This is a genomic window from Bradyrhizobium sp. IC4060 (assembly GCF_020193715.1).
GTDB lineage: Bacteria > Pseudomonadota > Alphaproteobacteria > Rhizobiales > Xanthobacteraceae > Bradyrhizobium > Bradyrhizobium yuanmingense.
Map to the genome: position 1 here is coordinate 182,034 of NZ_JADYVJ010000012.1, position 19,015 is coordinate 201,048.

Annotated in this window: 14 protein-coding genes; 8 read left to right on the forward strand and 6 right to left on the reverse strand. The window is 64.5% G+C overall.

Annotation, left to right across the window (positions count from 1 at the left end; genetic code table 11):
- Window positions 1–91: 91 nt before the first annotated feature.
- On the reverse strand, window positions 92–1,018 hold the full coding sequence (locus I6F16_RS30440) for a response regulator (RefSeq protein WP_225174251.1): 927 nt from the start codon (window positions 1,016–1,018) through the stop codon (window positions 92–94).
- Window positions 1,002–4,373 carry an ATP-binding protein gene (locus I6F16_RS30445; RefSeq protein WP_225113325.1) on the reverse strand — a complete coding sequence of 1,124 codons (3,372 nt, stop codon included), beginning with the start codon at window positions 4,371–4,373 and terminating at the stop codon, window positions 1,002–1,004. Before I6F16_RS30445 ends, I6F16_RS30440 begins: the two co-directional genes overlap by 17 nt.
- A 169-nt stretch (window positions 4,374–4,542) precedes the next feature.
- Between I6F16_RS30445 and urtA the strand changes: the two genes are divergently transcribed.
- The 8 genes from urtA to I6F16_RS30485 all read left to right on the forward strand — a co-directional run bounded on the left by urtA (window position 4,543) and on the right by I6F16_RS30485 (window position 12,379).
- Window positions 4,543–5,802, forward strand: coding sequence for an urea ABC transporter substrate-binding protein (gene urtA / locus I6F16_RS30450; RefSeq protein ID WP_036002134.1), 1,260 nt, complete (start codon window positions 4,543–4,545; stop codon window positions 5,800–5,802).
- A gap of 146 nt (window positions 5,803–5,948) precedes the next feature.
- Window positions 5,949–6,875: an urea ABC transporter permease subunit UrtB gene (gene urtB / locus I6F16_RS30455; protein ID WP_225113326.1), complete on the forward strand. Its 927-nt coding sequence runs from the start codon at window positions 5,949–5,951 to the stop codon at window positions 6,873–6,875.
- A gap of 17 nt (window positions 6,876–6,892) precedes the next feature.
- Complete coding sequence (urtC, locus tag I6F16_RS30460) at window positions 6,893–8,035, forward strand: urea ABC transporter permease subunit UrtC (protein ID WP_225113327.1); 1,143 nt, start codon at window positions 6,893–6,895, stop codon at window positions 8,033–8,035.
- 10 nt (window positions 8,036–8,045) lie between these two features.
- The gene (urtD, locus tag I6F16_RS30465) at window positions 8,046–8,801 is read left to right on the forward strand and encodes an urea ABC transporter ATP-binding protein UrtD (RefSeq protein ID WP_057025953.1); all 756 of its coding nucleotides are present in this window, start codon (window positions 8,046–8,048) and stop codon (window positions 8,799–8,801) included.
- A 68-nt stretch (window positions 8,802–8,869) separates the two neighbouring features.
- Window positions 8,870–9,559, forward strand: a complete 690-nt coding sequence (gene urtE, locus I6F16_RS30470) for an urea ABC transporter ATP-binding subunit UrtE (RefSeq protein WP_225113328.1) — start codon at window positions 8,870–8,872, stop codon at window positions 9,557–9,559.
- Between the two features lie 27 nt (window positions 9,560–9,586).
- Window positions 9,587–10,816, forward strand: a complete 1,230-nt coding sequence (gene fmdA, locus I6F16_RS30475) for a formamidase (protein ID WP_028133835.1) — start codon at window positions 9,587–9,589, stop codon at window positions 10,814–10,816.
- 110 nt (window positions 10,817–10,926) lie between these two features.
- A complete protein-coding gene (locus I6F16_RS30480; protein WP_057025956.1) occupies window positions 10,927–11,304 on the forward strand; it encodes a zinc ribbon domain-containing protein in 378 nt (125 codons plus the stop codon).
- 34 nt (window positions 11,305–11,338) lie between these two features.
- Window positions 11,339–12,379, forward strand: a complete 1,041-nt coding sequence (locus I6F16_RS30485; RefSeq protein WP_225113329.1) for an aliphatic amidase — start codon at window positions 11,339–11,341, stop codon at window positions 12,377–12,379.
- A 191-nt stretch (window positions 12,380–12,570) separates the two neighbouring features.
- Here I6F16_RS30485 and I6F16_RS30490 read toward each other — a convergent pair whose 3' ends face one another.
- The 4 genes from I6F16_RS30490 to I6F16_RS30505 all read right to left on the reverse strand — a co-directional run bounded on the left by I6F16_RS30490 (window position 12,571) and on the right by I6F16_RS30505 (window position 18,951).
- On the reverse strand, window positions 12,571–13,392 hold the full coding sequence (locus I6F16_RS30490; protein ID WP_036002108.1) for an MlaD family protein: 822 nt from the start codon (window positions 13,390–13,392) through the stop codon (window positions 12,571–12,573).
- A gap of 158 nt (window positions 13,393–13,550) precedes the next feature.
- The gene (locus I6F16_RS30495; RefSeq protein ID WP_225114806.1) at window positions 13,551–15,767 is read right to left on the reverse strand and encodes an acetate--CoA ligase family protein; all 2,217 of its coding nucleotides are present in this window, start codon (window positions 15,765–15,767) and stop codon (window positions 13,551–13,553) included.
- 134 nt (window positions 15,768–15,901) lie between these two features.
- Window positions 15,902–16,471 carry a class GN sortase gene (locus I6F16_RS30500; protein ID WP_225114807.1) on the reverse strand — a complete coding sequence of 190 codons (570 nt, stop codon included), beginning with the start codon at window positions 16,469–16,471 and terminating at the stop codon, window positions 15,902–15,904.
- 215 nt (window positions 16,472–16,686) lie between these two features.
- Window positions 16,687–18,951 carry a marine proteobacterial sortase target protein gene (locus I6F16_RS30505; protein WP_225114808.1) on the reverse strand — a complete coding sequence of 755 codons (2,265 nt, stop codon included), beginning with the start codon at window positions 18,949–18,951 and terminating at the stop codon, window positions 16,687–16,689.
- Window positions 18,952–19,015 lie beyond the last annotated feature (64 nt).

Genomic DNA, 19,015 nt, shown 5'->3' on the forward strand with positions numbered 1-19,015 from the left:
TGGGTCCCGGATCGGCGCTCCGCTTCGCTGCGCTTGTCCGGGACGACACCATTTGCTCGGTTGGCAGCGCCTCAACTCATCTACACCACGCTCAAGAATTCCGCCGCGTCGCATTCGCGGCGATCGCGGCCGCGGCGGTCCGGTTCTCGACGCCGAGCTTGGCGTAGATCTGCTCTAGGTGCTTGTCGACGGTGCGCGGGCTGAGGCCCAGAATTTGCGCGATGTCGCGATTGGTCTTGCCCTTGCTGAGCCAGGCCAGCACCTCGCCTTCGCGCGTGGTGAGGCCGAGCTCGCTGGTGAATTCGGGCGGCAGCGCGGTGCCGGCTTCCTTGGACAGCCGCAGCAGGAATTCGTTCGGCGCGGTCTCGCCCATGTAATAGAAGCGGAGCTGCGGATTGTCGGGCAGCGACGCTGCCTGGGATTTCGAGCCGCTCTTGGCCTTCGCCTGCTCGAGCCATTGCAGCAGCGTCGGCGGCAGCACGAAGTCGTCGGCCTGCGCGCCGTGATGATCGGATAGCAGCTTCTGCGCCTGCGGCGTCGCCCACAGCACGCTGCCCTGGCGATTGACCGCGAACAGGAAACGGCCGGAGACGTCGAGCGCGGCGCGCGCGCTCTGGGTCAGCCGGGCATTGCCGAGATGGACCCGGATGCGCGCCAGCATCTCCTCGATCACGATCGGCTTGGCCACGTAGTCGACGCCGCCGGCTTCCAATCCACGCACGATGTGCTCGGTTTCGGCCAGACCCGTCATGAAGATGACCGGGACATTGGCGAGACCCGCATCGCGCTTGAGCCGGCGGCAGGTCTCGAAGCCGTCGATGCCGGGCATCACGGCATCGAGCAGGATGATGTCGGGCGTGATCTGGTCGATGATGCGCATCGCCGCGGCGCCGTCGAGCGCCACCATCACCGTCATGCCGGCGCCGTCGAGCGCGTCGGTGAGCAGCCGGAGCGTCTCCGGGGAATCGTCGACGACGAGCGCGACGTCGCGCTTCTTCGATTCAATGCTCATAAGCATGCAACGTCTTCAATGTGTCCATGTACTGGTCGAGATCGAAGCGATCGACCAGCGACCGCATCTGCGCGACGAAGTCGGCATGCTCGGGATGCTCGCTGCCGATCTCGTCCAGTTTCAGCTGGATGCCCTTGACGTAGCCGATCTGGCCGAGCCCGATCAGCGCCTCGATGTGCCGCAGCGGCGGCTTCGATCCGGTCTCCGGATGCCAGAACGGCACCGCGACCTCATGCGAGCCGTATTGCCATTCGATCTTGAGAAGCTGGCGAATCGTCGCCAGCAGCCGCGGGATGTCGATCGGCTTCATCAGGTAGCCGTCGTGGAAGGGCTGCGCCAGCGGCGTGCCATGAGCCTCGAGCGCGCTTGCCGACACCATCAGGATGCGGGCCTGATGATGGCCGCTGGCGCGCAAGGCCTCGGCGACCGCCCAGCCGTCCATGGCAGGCATCGAGATGTCGAGCAGGAACAGATCGGGCCGGCAATGCTGCGCCAATGCGAGGCAGCCGGCGCCGTCGGGTGCGCTGAGCAGGATGAAGCCGAGCGGCGTCAGTACCTCGCGCAGGAGGTCGCGATGCACGGGATCGTCGTCGGTGACGAGGATGGTCTTGCGCGGGCCGTGATACCCTGAGACCGGCGCCTCCACCGGCGCGATCCGCTGGGGATTGGCGACCTCCGAGAGCAGGATCTTGACCCTGAAGGTCGAGCCGGTGCCGACCGTGCTCGTGACCTTGATGTCCCCGCCCATCACGCCGGCGAGCAGGCGGCTGATGGTGAGCCCGAGGCCGGTGCCGGTCTGCGGCTGCGACGCGCCGAGCGCACCCCGCTCGAATGGTGCGAAGATACGTTCGAGGTCGCCGCCCTGGATGCCCGGGCCGGTGTCGATCACCTCGAACTCGGCGACCGGGCTGCGGTAGTGCACCACGAACTGCACGCTGCCGGACTGGGTGAACTTGATGGCGTTCGAGAGCAGGTTGATCAGCACCTGGCGCAGCCGCTTCTCGTCGGCATAGACCACGCGCGGCAGCGTCGGCGGCCGCCTGAACACGAAGTCGATGCCCTTGGCGGCGGCCTGGAGGCGGAACATGCCGACGAGCTGGTCGAGGAATTCGCTCAAGCGCACCTCGTCGCGCGACAGATACAGCCGCCCCGCCTCGATCTTGGAGATGTCCAGGATGCCGTCGATCAGGCCGGAGAGATGGTCGGCGCTGCGGCGGACGACGCGGACTTGGTCGCGCGGCTTGGCACCAAGGCTCGTATCCTGCTCGAGCAGTTGCGCATAGCCGCTGATCGCATTGAGCGGCGAGCGCAGCTCGTGGCTCAGCCCGACCACATAGCGGCTCTTGGCGAGGTTGGCGGATTCGGCGACCTCCTTGGCACGCTGGAGCTGGGCGTCGGTGCGCTTGTGCGCGTCGATCTCCTGGATCAGCAGCGCGGTCTGTCGCCGCGTCTCGGCCTCGGCGGCGCGGCGGCTCTGCTGCGCCAGCACGAACAGCCACGCCACCACGCCGATGATGATGCTGAGGGAGAAGAACACTCTCCACAGCACGTCGGACACGAACTCGTTGTCGCCATGCGCGTTCGCCGACGTCTGTAGATAGATCAGCCCGAGCACCAGCGCGACGAGACCCGCGGAGACCACGAACACGCCGATATAGTGGCCGAGCTGCGAGTTGATCCGGGCATAGATCGGCTGCGGCATCAGCTTGCCCAGCGTCTCCGACACCTGCGCCTGGATCCGCGCGTGCGGCTTGCACAGATCGTGGCAGCGGGCGTCCAGCGAACAGCACAGCGAACAGATCGGGCCCGCGTAAGCGGGACAGGAGGCCATGTCCTCCGGCTCGAACGAGTGCTCACAGATGCAGCACTGGATCGCCTCGATGTTCTGCCAGCTTCGCTTCGGCTTGCGTGCGATGTAGTACTTGCCGCCCGTGGCCCAGGCGATCAATGGCGCCGTGAGGAAGGCCGCCGCGAGCGCGATGAAGGCCGACAGCGCCTTCGCGGTCGGCCCGAACAGGCCGTAGAAGGCGCTGATCGAGACGATGGTCGCGATCGTCATCGCTCCCACGCCGACCGGATTGACGTCGTAGAGATGCGCGCGCTTGAACTCGATCTGCTGCGGCCGCAATCCCAGCGGCTTGTTGATGACGAGGTCGGCGACCAGCGCGCCGACCCAGGCGATCGCGACGTTGGAATAGAGCGCCAGCGTCTGCTCCAGGGCCTTGTAGACGCCGATCTCCATCAGCAGCAGGGCCACGATGACGTTGAAGACCAGCCAGACCACGCGCCCGGGATGGCTGTGGGTCAAGCGCGAGAAGAAGTTCGACCAAGCGATCGAGCCGGCATAGGCGTTGGTAACGTTGATCTTGACCTGCGACAGGATCACGAAGGTGCCGGTCAAGGCCAAAGCGAGGTCGGGCTGCGACAGCACATAGCGGAATGCTTCGAGATACATGTGCGCCGGCTCGGCGGCTTCTTCGGGCGGCACGCCGTGGCTGAGTGCGAAGAAGGCGAGGAACGAGCCCGCCAGCAGCTTCAGCGCGCCCAGCACGATCCAGCCCGGCCCCGCGCTCATCAGCGCCATCCACCAGGAGGCCCTGGAGGCGCGGCGGTCGCGCGGCAGGAACCGCAGGAAGTCGACCTGCTCGCCGATCTGCGCCACCAGCGAGAACACGACCGATGCCGCAACGCCGAACAGCAGGAGATCGAAATGCCCGTTGAGGTCGCCGTGCTCGCCGGAGAACTTGTGCCACTCCGCAAAGGAGCGCGGGTTGTGCCAGGCGATCGCGGCAAACGGAATGATGTGAAGGATCACCCACAGCGGCTGCGTCCACAATTGGAAGCGGCTGATCAGCGTGATGCCGTAGGCCACCAGCGGGATGATGACGACGGCGCTGATGAGATAGCCCACCGGGCGCGGAATCCCGAAGCACATCTCGAGTGCCGACGCCAGGATCACGGCCTCGATCGCGAAGAAGATGAAGGTGAAGGAGGCGTAGATCAGCGAGGTGACGGTCGAGCCGATGTAACCGAAGCCGGCCCCCCGCGTCAGCAGGTCGATGTCGATGCCGCATTTGGCGGCATAATACGCAATAGGCACCCCGCAGCCGAAGATGATGATGGAAACCACGACGATGGCGGCAGTCGCGTTGGTGACGCCATAGTTCAGCGTGATGGTCCCGCCGATCGCCTCCATCGCCAGGAACGAGATCGCGCCCAGTGCCGTGTTGGCGACGCGGGCGGCGGACCAGCGCCGCGCGCTCTTGGCGGTGAAGCGCAGGGCGTAATCTTCCAGCGTCTGGTTGGCGACCCATTGATTGTACTGGCGCCTGACGCGGTCTATTCGCTGCCGCCCTGCCACTTAACCCCACTCCCGATACGGACCCGGACCCCTCGCAAATTCCGTACCAGAAGCCTACGTCGGCATTTTGCGGTGCAGTATACGCGATCTTGCGTATGCGTGGGCTGCATAAATTCGAGCCATCCTCACGGGCACCAATCGCGTGTTCTCGAACAAAAGTGGGGTGCTCATGTCAGACGAAGCAAACAAGGGCCTGTTGTCGCCGCTGCGGCGCAAATTATTGATGGGAATGGCCGCGGTCCCGGCCATCACCATGCTGCCGCGCGGGTCATTTGCGCAGGCGCCGGCGACCTCGGCGGTCAACACCACGGGTCTGGCCGTCACCGACACCGAGGTCACGGTCGGCATCCTGCATTCGGCGACCGGCACCATGGCGATCTCCGAGACCGGCTCGATCCAGGCCGAAAAGCTTGCGATCGAGCAGATCAACGCGGCCGGCGGCGTGCTCGGCCGCAAGATCAAGTTCATCCAGGAGGACGGCGCATCGGACTGGCCGACCTTCGCCGAGAAGGCGAAGAAGCTCCTCGTCAACGACAAGGTCGCGGCGATCATGGGCTGCTGGACCTCGGCCTCGCGCAAGGCGGTGCTGCCGGTCGTCGAGCAATATAACGGCATGCTCTACTACCCGACCTTCTACGAAGGCCTCGAGCAGTCCAAGAACGTCATCTATACCGGCCAGGAAGCGACCCAGCAGATTCTCGCCGGCCTGAACTGGATCGCCAAGGAGAAGGGCGCCAAGTCCTTCTTCTTCATCGGTTCGGATTACATCTGGCCGCGCACTTCCAACAAGATCGCGCGCAAGCACGTCGAAAACGTGCTCAAGGGCAAGGTCGTCGGCGAGGAATATTATGCGCTCGGCTCGACGCAGTTCAACTCTGTCATCAACAAGATCAAGCTGACCAAGCCGGACGTGATCTTCACCGACGTCGTCGGCGGCTCCAACGTCGCCTTCTACAAGCAGCTCAAGGCGGCCGGCATCGATCTCTCCAAGCAGGCACTGCTGACGATCTCGGTGACCGAGGACGAGATCGACGGTATCGGCGGCGAGAACATCGCGGGCGCCTATGCCTGCATGAAGTACTTCCAGTCGCTCGACAATGCGAACAACAAGGCTTTCGTCTCGGCGTTCAAGAAGATGTGGGGCGAGAAGACCGTGATCGGAGACGTCACCCAGGCTGCCTATCTCGGCCCGTGGCTGTGGAAGCTGACGGTCGAAAAGGCCGGCTCTTTCGACGTCGACAAGATCGCCACGGCTTCGACCGGCGTCGAGTTCAAGGGCGCGCCGGAGGGCTATGTGCGCATCCACGAGAACCATCACCTCTGGTCGAAGACCCGGGTGGGGCGCGCCAAGCTCGATGGCCAGTTCGAGCTGATCTACGAGACCGCCGATCTCGTCGAGCCGGATCCGTTCCCGAAGGGTTACCAGTAAGAAGCGTTACCGTTAAGACGCGGCGTCCGCCGCACTTTCTCCTCAACGCAAAACCGCTCCCTGGCGTGGATCGCAAGTCCATGCCTCAAGCCCCCGCGTCGCGAACCTGCTCGCGACGCGGGACCCTTTCCCGACGGAGGACATGGATGTTCGGCGACTATTCGATTGGCGACCTCGGCTCGATCTTCGTCATGCAGGGGTTTGCCGGACTGATCCTGTTCTCCGTCTATGTCCTGATGGCGCTCGGCCTTGCGATCATCTTCGGCCAGATGGGCGTCATCAACATGGCCCATGGCGAGTTCATGATCCTCGGGGCCTACGTCACCTGGATGACCTCCAATCTCTTCCAGGCCTATTTGCCGAGCCTGTTCAGCGGCTACTTCTTCCTCGCGATGATCCTGGCCTTCTTCGCCTCCGGCGCCTTGGGGATGTTGGTGGAGTGGGTGTTGATACGGCACCTCTACAAGCGCCCGCTCGATACGCTGCTCGCCACCTGGGGCCTCAGCCTGATGCTGCAGCAGGCCTATCGCTCGGTGTTCGGCGCGCGCGAGGTCGGAGTCGAGCTGCCGCAATGGATGCTGGGCTCGCTCCGCGTCACCGACAGCATCGAGGTGCCGATCAACGGGGTCTTCGTGATGTGCCTCACCGTGCTGATCACCATTGCGGTCGCCTACGTTCTCTACATGTCGCGCTGGGGCCGTCAGGTCCGCGCGGTCATGCAGAACCGCATCATGGCCGGCGCGGTTGGCATCAACACCGAGAAGGTCGACCGCTACACCTTCGGCCTCGGCTGCGGCATCGCCGGTGTCGCCGGCAGCGCCTTCACCATGATCGGCTCGACCGGGCCGACGTCGGGCCAGCTCTACATCGTCGACACTTTCCTCGTCGTCGTGTTCGGCGGCGCCGCCAGCCTGCTCGGCACCATCGCCTCGGCCTTCTCGATCTCGCAGACGCAATCGACGCTCGAGTTCTTCATGTCGGGCTCGATGGCCAAGGTGCTCACACTGCTCGCCGTCGTCGGCATCCTGATGCTGCGGCCGCAGGGTCTGTTCGCCCTCAAGGTCCGCAAATAACGAGAAGCAGGCAAGTCATGATCATCAACTCACGCTTCTTCAATCGATCCGAACTGATGGGCTTCATTGCGCTCGCCGCCGTGCTGTTCGTGATCCTGCCGCTGACGCTGGATGTCTTCCGCCTCAATCTGGTCGCGAAATATCTGACCTATGCCTTCGTCGCGATCGGCCTCGTGCTGTGCTGGGGCTACGGCGGCATCTTGAGCCTGGGGCAGGGCGTGTTCTTCGGACTCGGCGGCTATTGCATGGCGATGTTCCTCAAGCTCGAGGCCTCCAGCGTCGAGAACACCAAGATCCAGTCGACGCCCGGCATCCCCGATTTCATGGACTGGAATCAGATCACGGCGCTGCCGTTCTTCTGGCAGCCGTTCCACAGCCTCACCTTCACCATCCTCGCCATCATCCTGGTGCCCGGCCTGTTCGCTCTGATCATCGGCACCGCGATGTTCAAGCGCCGCGTCGGCGGCACCTATTTCGCGATCATCACCCAGGCCGTCGCCGCCATCCTCACCATCCTGATCGTGGGACAGCAGGGCTATACAGGCGGCATCAACGGCATGACCGATCTGCGCACGCTGAAGGGTTGGGACATCCGGCCCGATCACGCCAAGATCATCCTGTACTTCGTCGAGGTGGTGCTGCTGTTCGCCTGCATCGGCATCGCGCAGTTCATCCGCCTGACCAAGCTCGGCCGCATCCTGGTGGCGATGCGCGAGCAGGAGGACCGCGTCCGCTTCTCCGGCTACAGCGTCGCCAATTTCAAGATCTTTGCCTTCTGCATGGCCGCGGTCTTCGCCGCGATCGGCGGCGCCATGTTCGCGCTCAACGTCGGCTTCATGTCGCCGTCCTTCGTCGGCATCGTGCCGTCGATCGAGATGGTGATCTACACCGCGGTCGGCGGGCGGATGTCGATCTTCGGCGCGGTCTGGGGCGCGATCCTGGTGAATTTCGCCAAGACCAGCCTGTCGGAATCCTTCCCGCAACTCTGGCTGTTCGGCCTCGGCGCGCTGTTCATCGCGGTCGTGCTCGCTTTCCCCAACGGCCTGTCCGGGCTCTGGGCCGACTACGTGCAGCCGCGCATCGACCGGCTGTTCGCCTCGCGCAAGGCGAAGGAGAACTGGACCGACAATTCCGTCGCCGACGGCGCGCCGGCAGAGTGAGGAGGCGATCATGCTCATCGGTCACCAGCCCAAGGACTTCCTGCTCGCGGTCTCCGGCCTCACCGTCTCGTTCGACGGGTTCAAGGCGGTCAACGATCTCTCCTTCTATGTCGAGGAGAACGAGATCCGCGTCATCATCGGCCCCAACGGCGCCGGCAAGACCACGGTGCTCGATCTGATCTGCGGCAAGACCAAGGCGACCTCGGGCTCGATCCAGTTTCGTGGCAAGGAGCTCACGAAGATGAAGGAGAATGAGATCGTGCAGACCGGCGTCGGGCGCAAGTTCCAGACGCCGTCGGTGTTCGAGGATCTCACCGTATTCGAGAACCTCGAGATCTCGTTTCCGCGCGGCCGCACCGTGTTCGGCTCTCTGACCTTCCAGCGCGACCAGCTGGTGAAGGAGCGGGTCGAGGAGGTCGCGGAGATGATCTTCCTCAAGGACAAGCTCAACACCTATGCCGACGAGCTCAGCCACGGCCAGAAGCAGTGGCTCGAGATCGGCATGCTGCTGATCCAGGATCCCGACCTCTTGATGCTCGACGAGCCCGTCGCCGGCATGAGCGTGTCCGAGCGCGCCAAGACCGCCGAATTGCTCAACCGCATCATCAAGAACCGTTCGGTGCTGGTGATCGAGCACGACATGAAGTTCGTCGAGGACATCGCGCACAAGGTCACCGTGCTGCACCAGGGCCAGATCCTCTCGGAGGGGACGATGGAGAAGGTGAAGAACGATCCCAAGGTCATCGAAGTGTACCTCGGTCACTAGCGCATGATCCCGGAAAGTGGCGTCCGGTTTCCGGACAAGATCATGCGCAAGAAGCAAGGAGCACGCTGATGCTGGCTATTTCTGATCTCCACGTCGCCTACGGCCAGAGCGAGGTGCTACACGGGCTCAACGTCAAGGTGGCGGCGAACGAGATCGTTGCGATCATGGGCCGCAACGGCATGGGCAAGACCACGCTGATGAAGTCGCTGATGGGCATCCTGCCGGCCAAAAGCGGCTCGGTGAACATGGATGGCGCCGAGCTCGGCAACCTCAAGAGCTTTGAGCGCGTCGCCAAGGGTCTCGCCTACGTGCCGCAGGGCCGCATGATCTTCTCCACCATGACGGTGAAGGAGAACATCGAGACCGGGCTCGTCGTCTCCGGCGGCTCCGAGGTGCCTGACGACATCTACGAACTGTTCCCGGTGCTGCTGGAGATGAAGGGCCGCCGTGGCGGCAATCTCTCCGGCGGGCAACAGCAACAATTGGCGATCGCGCGCGCGCTCGCCACCAAGCCGAAGGTGCTGCTGCTGGACGAGCCGACCGAAGGCATCCAGCCCTCGATCATCAAGGAGATGGCGCGCACGTTGAAGCGCATCCGCGACGAGAAGGGGCTGTCGATCGTCGTTTCCGAGCAGGTCCTGAGCTTCGCGCTCGACATCGCCGACCGCGTGCTGGTGATCGAGAACGGCGAGATCGTGCGCGATGATCCGCGCGATGTCGTCGATGCCGCGCAGGTCTCGAAATATCTGTCCGTCTAACCAACCGTGTAAAAGGGGAGCATCTCGATGCCAGAGACACTGATCAAGGTCGATCTCACCAAGTCGGCCTATGAAAACGACATGGTGCACAACCGCTGGCACCCCGACATCCCGATCGTGGCCTGGGTCAATCCCGGCGACGATTTCATCATCGAGACCTATGACTGGACCGGCGGCTTCATCAAGAACAACGATTCCGCCGACGACGTGCGCGACATCGACCTGTCGATCGTGCACTTCCTCTCCGGCCCGATCGGCGTCAAGGGCGCCGAGCCCGGCGACCTTCTCGTCGTCGACCTGCTCGACGTCGGTCCGCTCAAGGAGAGCCTGTGGGGCTTCAACGGCTTCTTCTCCAAGCAGAACGGCGGCGGCTTCCTCACCGACCATTTCCCGCTGGCGCAGAAGTCGATCTGGGACATCAAAGGTCTCTACACCTCGTCGCGTCACGTGCCCGGCGTCAACTTTGCCGGTCTGATCCATCCCGGCCTGATCGGCTGTCTGCCCGATCCGAAGATGCTGGACACCTGGAATAAGCGCGAGGCCGAGCTGATCTCGACCAACCCGACCCGCGTGCCCGGCCTTGCCAATCCGCCGTTCGCGCCGACCGCCCATGGCGGCCGCGCCAAGGGCGATGTGAAAGCCAAGATCGGCGCCGAGGGTGCGCGCACCGTGCCGCCGCGCGAGCATGGCGGCAATTGCGACATCAAGGATCTCTCGCGCGGCTCGAAGATCTACTTCCCGGTCTACGTCCCCGGCGCGGGTCTTTCGATGGGCGACCTGCACTTCAGCCAAGGCGACGGCGAGATCACCTTCTGCGGCGCGATCGAGATGGCCGGCTGGCTGCACCTGAAAGTCGAGGTGATCAAGGACGGCATGTCGAAATACGGCATCAAGAATCCGATCTTCAAGCCATCGCCGATCACGCCGAACTACAAGGACTATCTGATCTTCGAGGGCATCTCGGTGGACGAGGCCGGCAAGCAGCACTATCTCGACGTCCACATCGCCTATCGCCAGGCCTGCTTGAATGCGATCGAGTATCTCAAGAAGTTCGGCTATTCCGGCGCCCAGGCCTATTCGATCCTCGGCACCGCGCCGTGCCAGGGCCACATCTCCGGCGTGGTCGACGTGCCCAACGCCTGCGCCACGCTATGGCTGCCGACCGAGATCTTCGACTTCGACGTGATGCCGTCGGCGGCCGGACCCATCAAGCACATCACCGGCGACATCCAGATGCCGATCTCGCCGGACAAATGACGCCGCGGTCCCTCTCCCCGTTCTCACGGGGAGAGGGCCGGGGTGAGGGGCTGTCTCCACACGCACGGTGGCAGCGAGTTGTGTGAACAGGCAAGAGCGTAGGTGATGCGATGCCGGTCTACGAATATCTCTGTGACGATTGCGGTCCCTTCAAGGACCTGCGCCCGATGGCGGAATGCGACGATCCGCAGAGCTGCCCACACTGCGAGACGATGGCGCCCCGCGTCATCCTGACGGCGCCGAACTTCTTCTGCATGCCGGCGGAGAAGCGCAAGGCGCACGCCGTCAACGAACGCAGCACGCACGCGCCGCAGACGCTGGCGCAATACAAGGCCTCGCACGGCCCGGGCTGCGGCTGCTGCTCCTCGGGCAAGACCGTGAAGGACAAGAGCGCGGCGGACAGGACAAAGCCGGCGCGGCTGATGACCAAGACCAGGAGCGGCGCCAAGGGCTTTCCAACCGCGCGCCCCTGGATGATCAGCCACTAACCCACGCCAGCATCAGACAACAGGAGCGCTCCACATGCTTCACGGTGACATCTCCAGCAGCAACGACACGGTCGGCGTCGCGGTGGTCAATTACAAGATGCCCCGCCTGCACACCAAGGCCGAGGTGCTCGACAACGCCCGCAAGATCGCCGACATGATCGTCGGCATGAAGGTCGGGCTGCCCGGCATGGATCTCGTGATCTTCCCGGAGTATTCCACACAAGGCATCATGTACGATGCCAAGGAGATGTACGAGACGGCGTCAATGGTGCCGGGCGAGGAGACCGCGATCTTCGCCGAGGCCTGCCGCAAGGCCAAAGTGTGGGGCGTTTTCTCGCTCACCGGCGAGCGTCACGAGGAGCATCCGCATAAGGCGCCCTACAACACCCTGATCCTGATGAACGACAAGGGCGAGATCGTGCAGAAGTATCGCAAGATCATGCCCTGGGTGCCGATCGAAGGCTGGTACCCCGGCAATTGCACCTATGTCTCCGAGGGCCCCAAGGGTCTGAAGGTCAGCCTGATCATCTGCGATGACGGCAATTATCCGGAGATCTGGCGCGACTGCGCCATGAAGGGCGCGGAGCTGATCGTGCGCTGCCAGGGCTACATGTATCCGGCCAAGGAGCAGCAGGTCATGATCTCAAAGGCCATGGCCTGGGCCAACAACGTCTATGTCGCGGTCGCCAATGCCGCCGGCTTCGACGGCGTCTATTCCTATTTCGGCCACTCCGCGATCATCGGTTTCGACGGCCGCACGCTCGGCGAATGCGGCGAGGAGGATTACGGCATCCAGTACGCGCAGCTGTCGAAGCATCTGATCCGCGACGCGCGCCGCAACGGCCAGTCGCAGAACCATCTCTACAAGCTGGTTCACCGCGGCTACACCGGCACGATCAATTCCGGCGACAGCCCGCGCGGCGTCGCCGCGTGCCCGTATGATTTCTACAAGAACTGGATCAGGGATCCCGAAGGCACGCGCGACATGGTCGAGGCAATGACCCGCTCGACGCCCGGCACCGAGGAATGCCCGATCGACGGCATTCCGAACGGGGCGGCGGCCGGCAATTACTGAGCCGTCGCCGATTCCGCCTTACCCTCCCCTGGAGGGGGAGGGTTGATCGCGCGTAGCGCGAGCGGGGTGGGGTGATCCCTCCTCTCGGGCGCTGTTGGATGGGGAGAGACCGTCACCCCACCCCGTCTCACATTTCGCTACGCTCCATGTGAGCCGACCCTCCCCCTCCAGTGGAGGGTAAGAAAGAGGCGTTACCGCTTCTGCTCGGTGGGCCTGCGCGGGGGCCGCGGCGGCGCCGGCGTGCCGCTCATCTTGTTGGCGGCCTCGCTGACGTCGAGCAGCGAGCGGCGAATGTCGTCGAGATAGGCCGCCGACTTCTTCTTCATGGTGCCGGCAAGCTCGTGCAGTCCCTGGATCTTCTCGAACAGCTCGTCGGCCTTGCCGTCGACGAAGCCCGGCACCGCGCCCTCGATCTTGGCGACCGCCTTGTCGAAGCCCGCAAAGGCGCTGTCGACCTTGGCCATGACCGAATCGATCTCGGCGCCCTTGCTCCTGAGGTCGGCGGTATAGGTCTCGAACGTGTGCAGGCCCTCCTTGATTGCGGGGGCGTTGTTCACGATGGTGCGGTCGACGCTGTGCAGGGTTTCGACGATGGTTTCGGCGTCGCTGAGATCGGCCGTCAGCACCGGGATGCCGTCCGCGTCCAGCGGCACCGGCGGTGCAGAGGGGGCGCCGCCGATGAGTGAGATCGCGGCAATGCCGGTGAGGCCCTGGAACTCGATTCCGGCCACGGTGTCCTTGCGAATCGGCGCGGTGTTGTCGAGCATGACGAGTGCCACGATCCTGCGCGGACTATCCAGCTTGATCGACAGGATCTGGCCGGCGGGCACGCCGTCGAAATTGACCGGCCCGCCGCGGCGCAGCCCGCTGGCGGAGCCGCCCTCGAACACCACACGCAACTGGCTGCGGCTCTGGATGGTGCGCCATTTCTGCGCGCCGAGCAGGCCGCCGAACGCCACGGCGATCGCCGCCAGCGTTGCCGTTCCGATCACAAGATTGCTCGCGCGTGCCATGCAGGGGCGATTTTACGGCCAAAGCGGGGAAGTTGGAAGGAGCCCGCGATGTTACGTAGGGCGGGTTAGCGAAGCGTAACCCGCCACCATCTCTCGTACGCCTGGGGATGAATTGGTGGATTACGCTGCGCTAATCCACCCTACGGCACGGCGCGACGTCAATGCCCGGCCGCCCGCTTTGCCGCAGCATTGTTCAGCACGATCAGGGCATCGACGGCCACGCCCGTCCTGGTGTTGATCAGGAACGGGTTGATGTCGATCGAGGCGATCCGGTCGCCCGCATCCGCGATCAGGTTGGACAGCCCGACCAGCGCCTTCACCGCCGAGGCCTCGTGCAAGACCGGCCTGCCGCGATAGCCGCGCATCTTGACGCCGGCCTTGGTGCGGCCGATCAGGAGCCGTGCCTCGCTCTCATCCAGCGGCGCGCCGGCGAGCGCGACGTCCTTCATCAGCTCGATATCGATGCCGCCGGTGCCGAACAGCACGACCGGCCCCATCTCTGCATCGAGCGAGGCGCCGACCACGAGCTCGAGCTCGGCCTTGACCTGCTGTGCGATCAGGATGCCGTCGAGCTTCGGCTTGCCCTTGAGCTTCGCCACGCGCGCGGTGATGTCGGCGAACGCCTTCTTCACCTCGGCTGCGCTGTTGAGGTTCAGCACCACGCCGCCGATGTCGGACTTGTGCAGGATCTCCGCACTGACGAGTTTTGCCACGACCGGAAAACCGATCTGCTTGGCAATCTTGATGGCGTCCGCCGCAGTCTGCGCGATCGCCTCCTTCGAGATCGGGATCCCATAGGCCTTGAGCAGCTTCTTCGAGGCGACCTCGTCGAGCGCAGCACCGGTCGCCGATGTCAACGTCTTCTCCAGCACGGCGCGGGCGGCGGGTTTCGAGCTCGAGACGATATCGGGCACCTCCTTGCGCAGCTTCGCATAGGCGAGCAGCGACTTGATCGCGGTCACCGCGCGGTCCATGCCCTGCATCACCGCGAGATGCGGCAGCGACTTCCGCAAGTCCTTGGTGTATTCGGTGAAGCCGATCGACATCGCGCTGATGTAGATCACCGGCTTGCCCGCCTGGCTCGCCATCTCGTTGACGATGCGCAAATTGCGCTCGCGCAGCTCATGCGGCGCCTTCGGCAGCTCGGCATCGACGATGACGATGTCGATATCGGGATCGTCGATCATCAGCTTGATCGACTTCATGTAGACGGAGGGATCGACCACCGCGGCGAAGCCGGCATCGAGCGGATTGCCGACGATCGAGCCGGGGCCGAGCATCTTCGCCAGCTCCGCGCTGACATGCGGGCTCAGCGGCGCGAAATTGAGGCCCGCGGCGTAGAAGGCGTCGATTAGCATGCCGCGCTTGCCGCCGGACAGCGTCACCGCGGCGAGCCGGTCGCCTTTGGGCAAGCCAGCGTGGACGAAGCACTCGGTGGTCTCGATCAGCTCGTCGAGGCCGCCGACCCGGATCACCCCTTCGCGCGTCGCGATCGCGTCGAACGTCTCGATCGAGCCGGCGAGTGCGCCGGTATGCGCCATCGCCGCGGCGCGGCCGCCTTCGGAGGCGCCGAGCTTGAGCGCGATCACGGGCTTGCTCGCCGCGCGCGCCGCCTTGCAGGCATCGCGGAACGCCTTGGTGTTGCGCACGCCTTCGAGGTAGACGACGATCACCTTGATGCTCGGATCCTCGGCGAAGTAGCGCATCAGATCCGGCGTCTCGAGCCCGGCCTCGTTGCCCGTGGTCACCATGTAGCCGACGCCGACACCCCGGTCTTCCAGCGTCTGGCGGATCGCCATGACGATCGCGCCGGATTGGCCGGCGATCGCCACCGCGCCCTGTTCCATGGTGACGATGCGATCGTCGATATTGGTGAAGAGCTTTTCGCCGGCGCTCAAATTGCCGAGGCAGTTCGGGCCCGTGACCGCGAGCCCCGTCTCGCGCACCGCAGCCTGCAATTCGGCAGCGAGCTTCTGGCTATCGTCGTCCTGCAGCTCGCTGAAGCCGGAGGTGACGATAGTGGCCGAACGCGCGCCGGCCGCGGCGGCGTCGCGGATCACCTGCACGGCAAAGCGCGCAGGCACCAGCACCAGGACGTGATCGGGCTTCTCCGGAAGACTCGCAAAGTCCTTGTAGCAGGGAACGCCCCAGACGGTGTCGCGCTTGGCGTTGACCGGATAGAGCCCGCCTTCGAAACCATATTTGATCAGATTGTTCCAGATGCGCTCGGCATAATTGCCGGGCTTGTCGGTCGCGCCCACCAGCACGATGTTGTGCGGGTGCAGCATGGCATGGATGCCCTTGACGATGTCGCTGGCATCTGGCGGCGGAGACCATGGACGTGATGCGAGCGCAGCAGACACACGGGCTTCCATGGCGTGACCTCACCTGTTGTTCTTATTGATGTCGCGTCACTCTGTTCTATGGCGAGTCCTTTGGCAACTGTGTGGCTGGTATGCCGTGTGGTGGAATGAAGCGCGCATCAGTGCGTGTCAGTCCGATCGGCGATCTATCCGTCGGCGCCAATCAATGTCGCATGCAGGATGTAGCGCTCGGGTCCGGATGTGACGGCATCGAATGGCCAGCAGGTCGCGAGAACAAGCTCGAAACCCTGTGCCATGGGATCGATGCCGGATGCATCGAAGCGAACCACGGCCGAGGAATCCGCGCGATAGCGAAAGTGTCGACCGTCACTGCGCGTGACATCGATGATGTCGCCAATGGCAACATCCTTCAGGAAGCGGAAATGAGTGTCGCGATGGGCGGCATAGACGGCGATCCCGCGTTCGCCCGCATCAGCCGTGTGCTGGATATGACCGGGCCCGAAAGCGAGCGCTTGCCCGCTCGTGCCTTCCAGCACGATGGCGCTCGCGCCGATCCGCTTCACCTCGATCCGCGCGACCGGCCAGGTGTCGGCCCAGGACCAGGGCTTTACCGCCTGTCCCGTGGCAATGCTCCGGTCGAAGGCGCGCTCCAGCAGCACCTGCGCCAGCCACGCCTTGGCGTGGATATAGGCGCCGTCGCCGAACAGGAGGAGGCCGATCAGCGCCAGGATTAGCGGAGAGATGAAGCGGGGCATTGTGTTTCGTCTCCCGTCATTGCGAGCCACCGGGTCCGCGCGAAGCGCGGCCCGATGACAGGCTCCGCGAAGCAATCCAGACTGTCTCCGCGGCGGCAGTCTGGATTGCTTCTTCGCTTCGCTCCTCGCAATAACAGTGAAAAAAGGCGCGCGCGGCCGTTTGGAGGGGACGGGCAGCCGCGCGCGCTAACAGAGGAGTTCGGGGAGCTCCTCTCTCAAGCGGCGTCGGTGAGCAAGGTCCGACGCCGCTTGAACACGAACAGGATCAGGGCGAGCACGATCAGGATGAAGCCTGCGATCATCTTCAGCTCGGCCGAGGTCGCGGTCTTGGGCAGGCGGATCGCATCGGGCGCAGCAGGCGCTGGCCGTCGCGTCGCCGGCTGGTTGCGCGCATCGGCATGGCGCTCGTGCAGCTGCGTCGGCGTCAGATGCGGCCGCTCGCCGAACACCTTCTCGAACTCCCAGCCCGCGGGCAGGTTGATGGGCAGCTCGCTGAGCTTGAGTGGCGCGCCCTCGGGCCGGCTCGGCGTCTTGTCGACCGCGACGAGGCTGGTCAGCCGCGTGACGATCTGATGGTCGAGCGCCAGCGCCAGGATCGCCTTGTCAGCTTCCTCCGGCGTCATTTCGCGCAGGGTGCGCGCGACCTCCGCATCGGCGATCTTCCGCCTGGCCCAGAGCTTCGACAGGCCCTTGCCTTCGGCTGCGTTTTGCAGCGGCAGCGTCACCGACCATGGGCGGCCGCCGACGCGGCCCTTGATCTCGAGCGAGCCCGCGAGCTTGTCGAGCCTCGCCGCCAGCACCAGGGGCTCGTCGCGATAGACGTCGGGAATGATCGCCGGGGTGACGTCGGCCTTGGCCTCGGAAAACGTTGCGGTGAGGCCGGTCACGGCCGGATTCTCCAGCTTGGCGAACAGGCCGCGCATGCGCTCCTCCACCTGCTCGGTGGAGCCGATATGGGTGAAGGCGCCGCGGCCGAGCTCGGCGGCGCGGGTCATCAGATAGGTGTTGGGCGCGGACCCGATGCCGACCATGAAGATGCGCGAGCGGCCGCGCATCGTCGTGATCGCATCGAACAATTGCTGCTCGTTGCCGATCGCGCCGTCGGTCAGGAACACGACCTGGCGGACCATGCCGGTGTCGCCGAGCCTGTCGGCCAGTGCCGCGCGCATCGCCGGCACCATCTCGGTGCCGCCGCGCGCCTGCAAGGCGCCGACGAAGGAGGTCGCCTCGCCGACATGCGCAGCATCGGCCGGCACGGAGGCCGGAAACAGCATGTCCATGGTGTCATCGAAGCGGATCACGTTGAAGCGGTCATTCGGCTGCAGGCGGCCGAGAGCGTAGAGCAGGCTCGCCTTGGCCTGCACGATGGACGTGCCGCCCATCGAGCCGGAATTGTCGATCACGAACACGACCTCGCGCGGCAGCGGCTTCTGCGCCGCCTGCTCGGCGCTCGGCGGGGTGACGAAAGCGAGCAGGTAATCGGCATCGCCGATGTGCTCGCGGAACAGTCCGACCGACGGCGCTGTCTCGGCAGCCGGCTTCCAGGTCAGCTCGAAATCACGGTCGGCGGGCACGGCACCGTCGGCGAGCGTCACCACGCGCGTCATGTTATCCGGGCTTTCCGTCTTGACGTTGTGATGGTGGCTCTTGACCTCGCCGAGCGCAAAGCCGGCCTGCAGGCGCACAATGATGCTGGTCGGATTGAGCGGCGCATGTTTGGCGGGATCCAGCACAGGGGGCGAGATGCGCTCGCGATCCGGCACCGGGTCCAACGACGTCGCGCCCCAGCCCGAGCCGTCCTTGCGGAAATCGACGCTCTGGATGATCGATGCGGGATTGTAGCGCGGCCCGACCACGAGCGGCAGGCGCAACGAATATTCGTTGCCGACTTGATGCACCGGCTCCTGGTACTCGATCTGCACCAGCACGGTTTCGCCGGGACCGATATTGGCGACCGAGTTGGTGAAGATGTTCGGCCGCTCCTGCTCGGTGAGCGCGGCCTTCTGGCCGGCGCGGCGCGCCTCCTCGTAGATCACGCGCGCCTGCTGCCGTTCCTTGATGTCGCCGATGATGACGCGGTCGCCGACCACCATCTTCAGTGTGTCGACGGCGCCGCCGGCCGCGAGCGGATAGACGTAGGTGGCCTCGACCCAATCCTTGGTCGGGTTGCGGAATGCTTGCGTGACGCGGGCGCGCAAGGTCGGGCCCGACACGGTGATGTCGATATCGGTCCCGAGGCGGATCGCCTCCGTGGTAGTGCCGTCCTCTTTCAGCAGCAGGCTGCCCGACCGTGCTTCGCCGGGCTGGAGCAGGCTGGCCTGTTCGGTCGTTGCCGACCAGCTCGCCCCGAAACTCACCAGCAGGGCCAGGAAGGCGACCAGCATCACGGCGATGCCCTGCGCCAGAAGGAACAGTCCGACCTTGATGAGGCGGCTCAACAGCGGGTGGTCGTCGCTATCGGCCGTGTCGTAGGCGTTCATTTGGCTTGCTCCGAAGCATGTTTGCTGGTCCTCAGCATCCGCCGGCGGGGCGGGATTTCGCGAG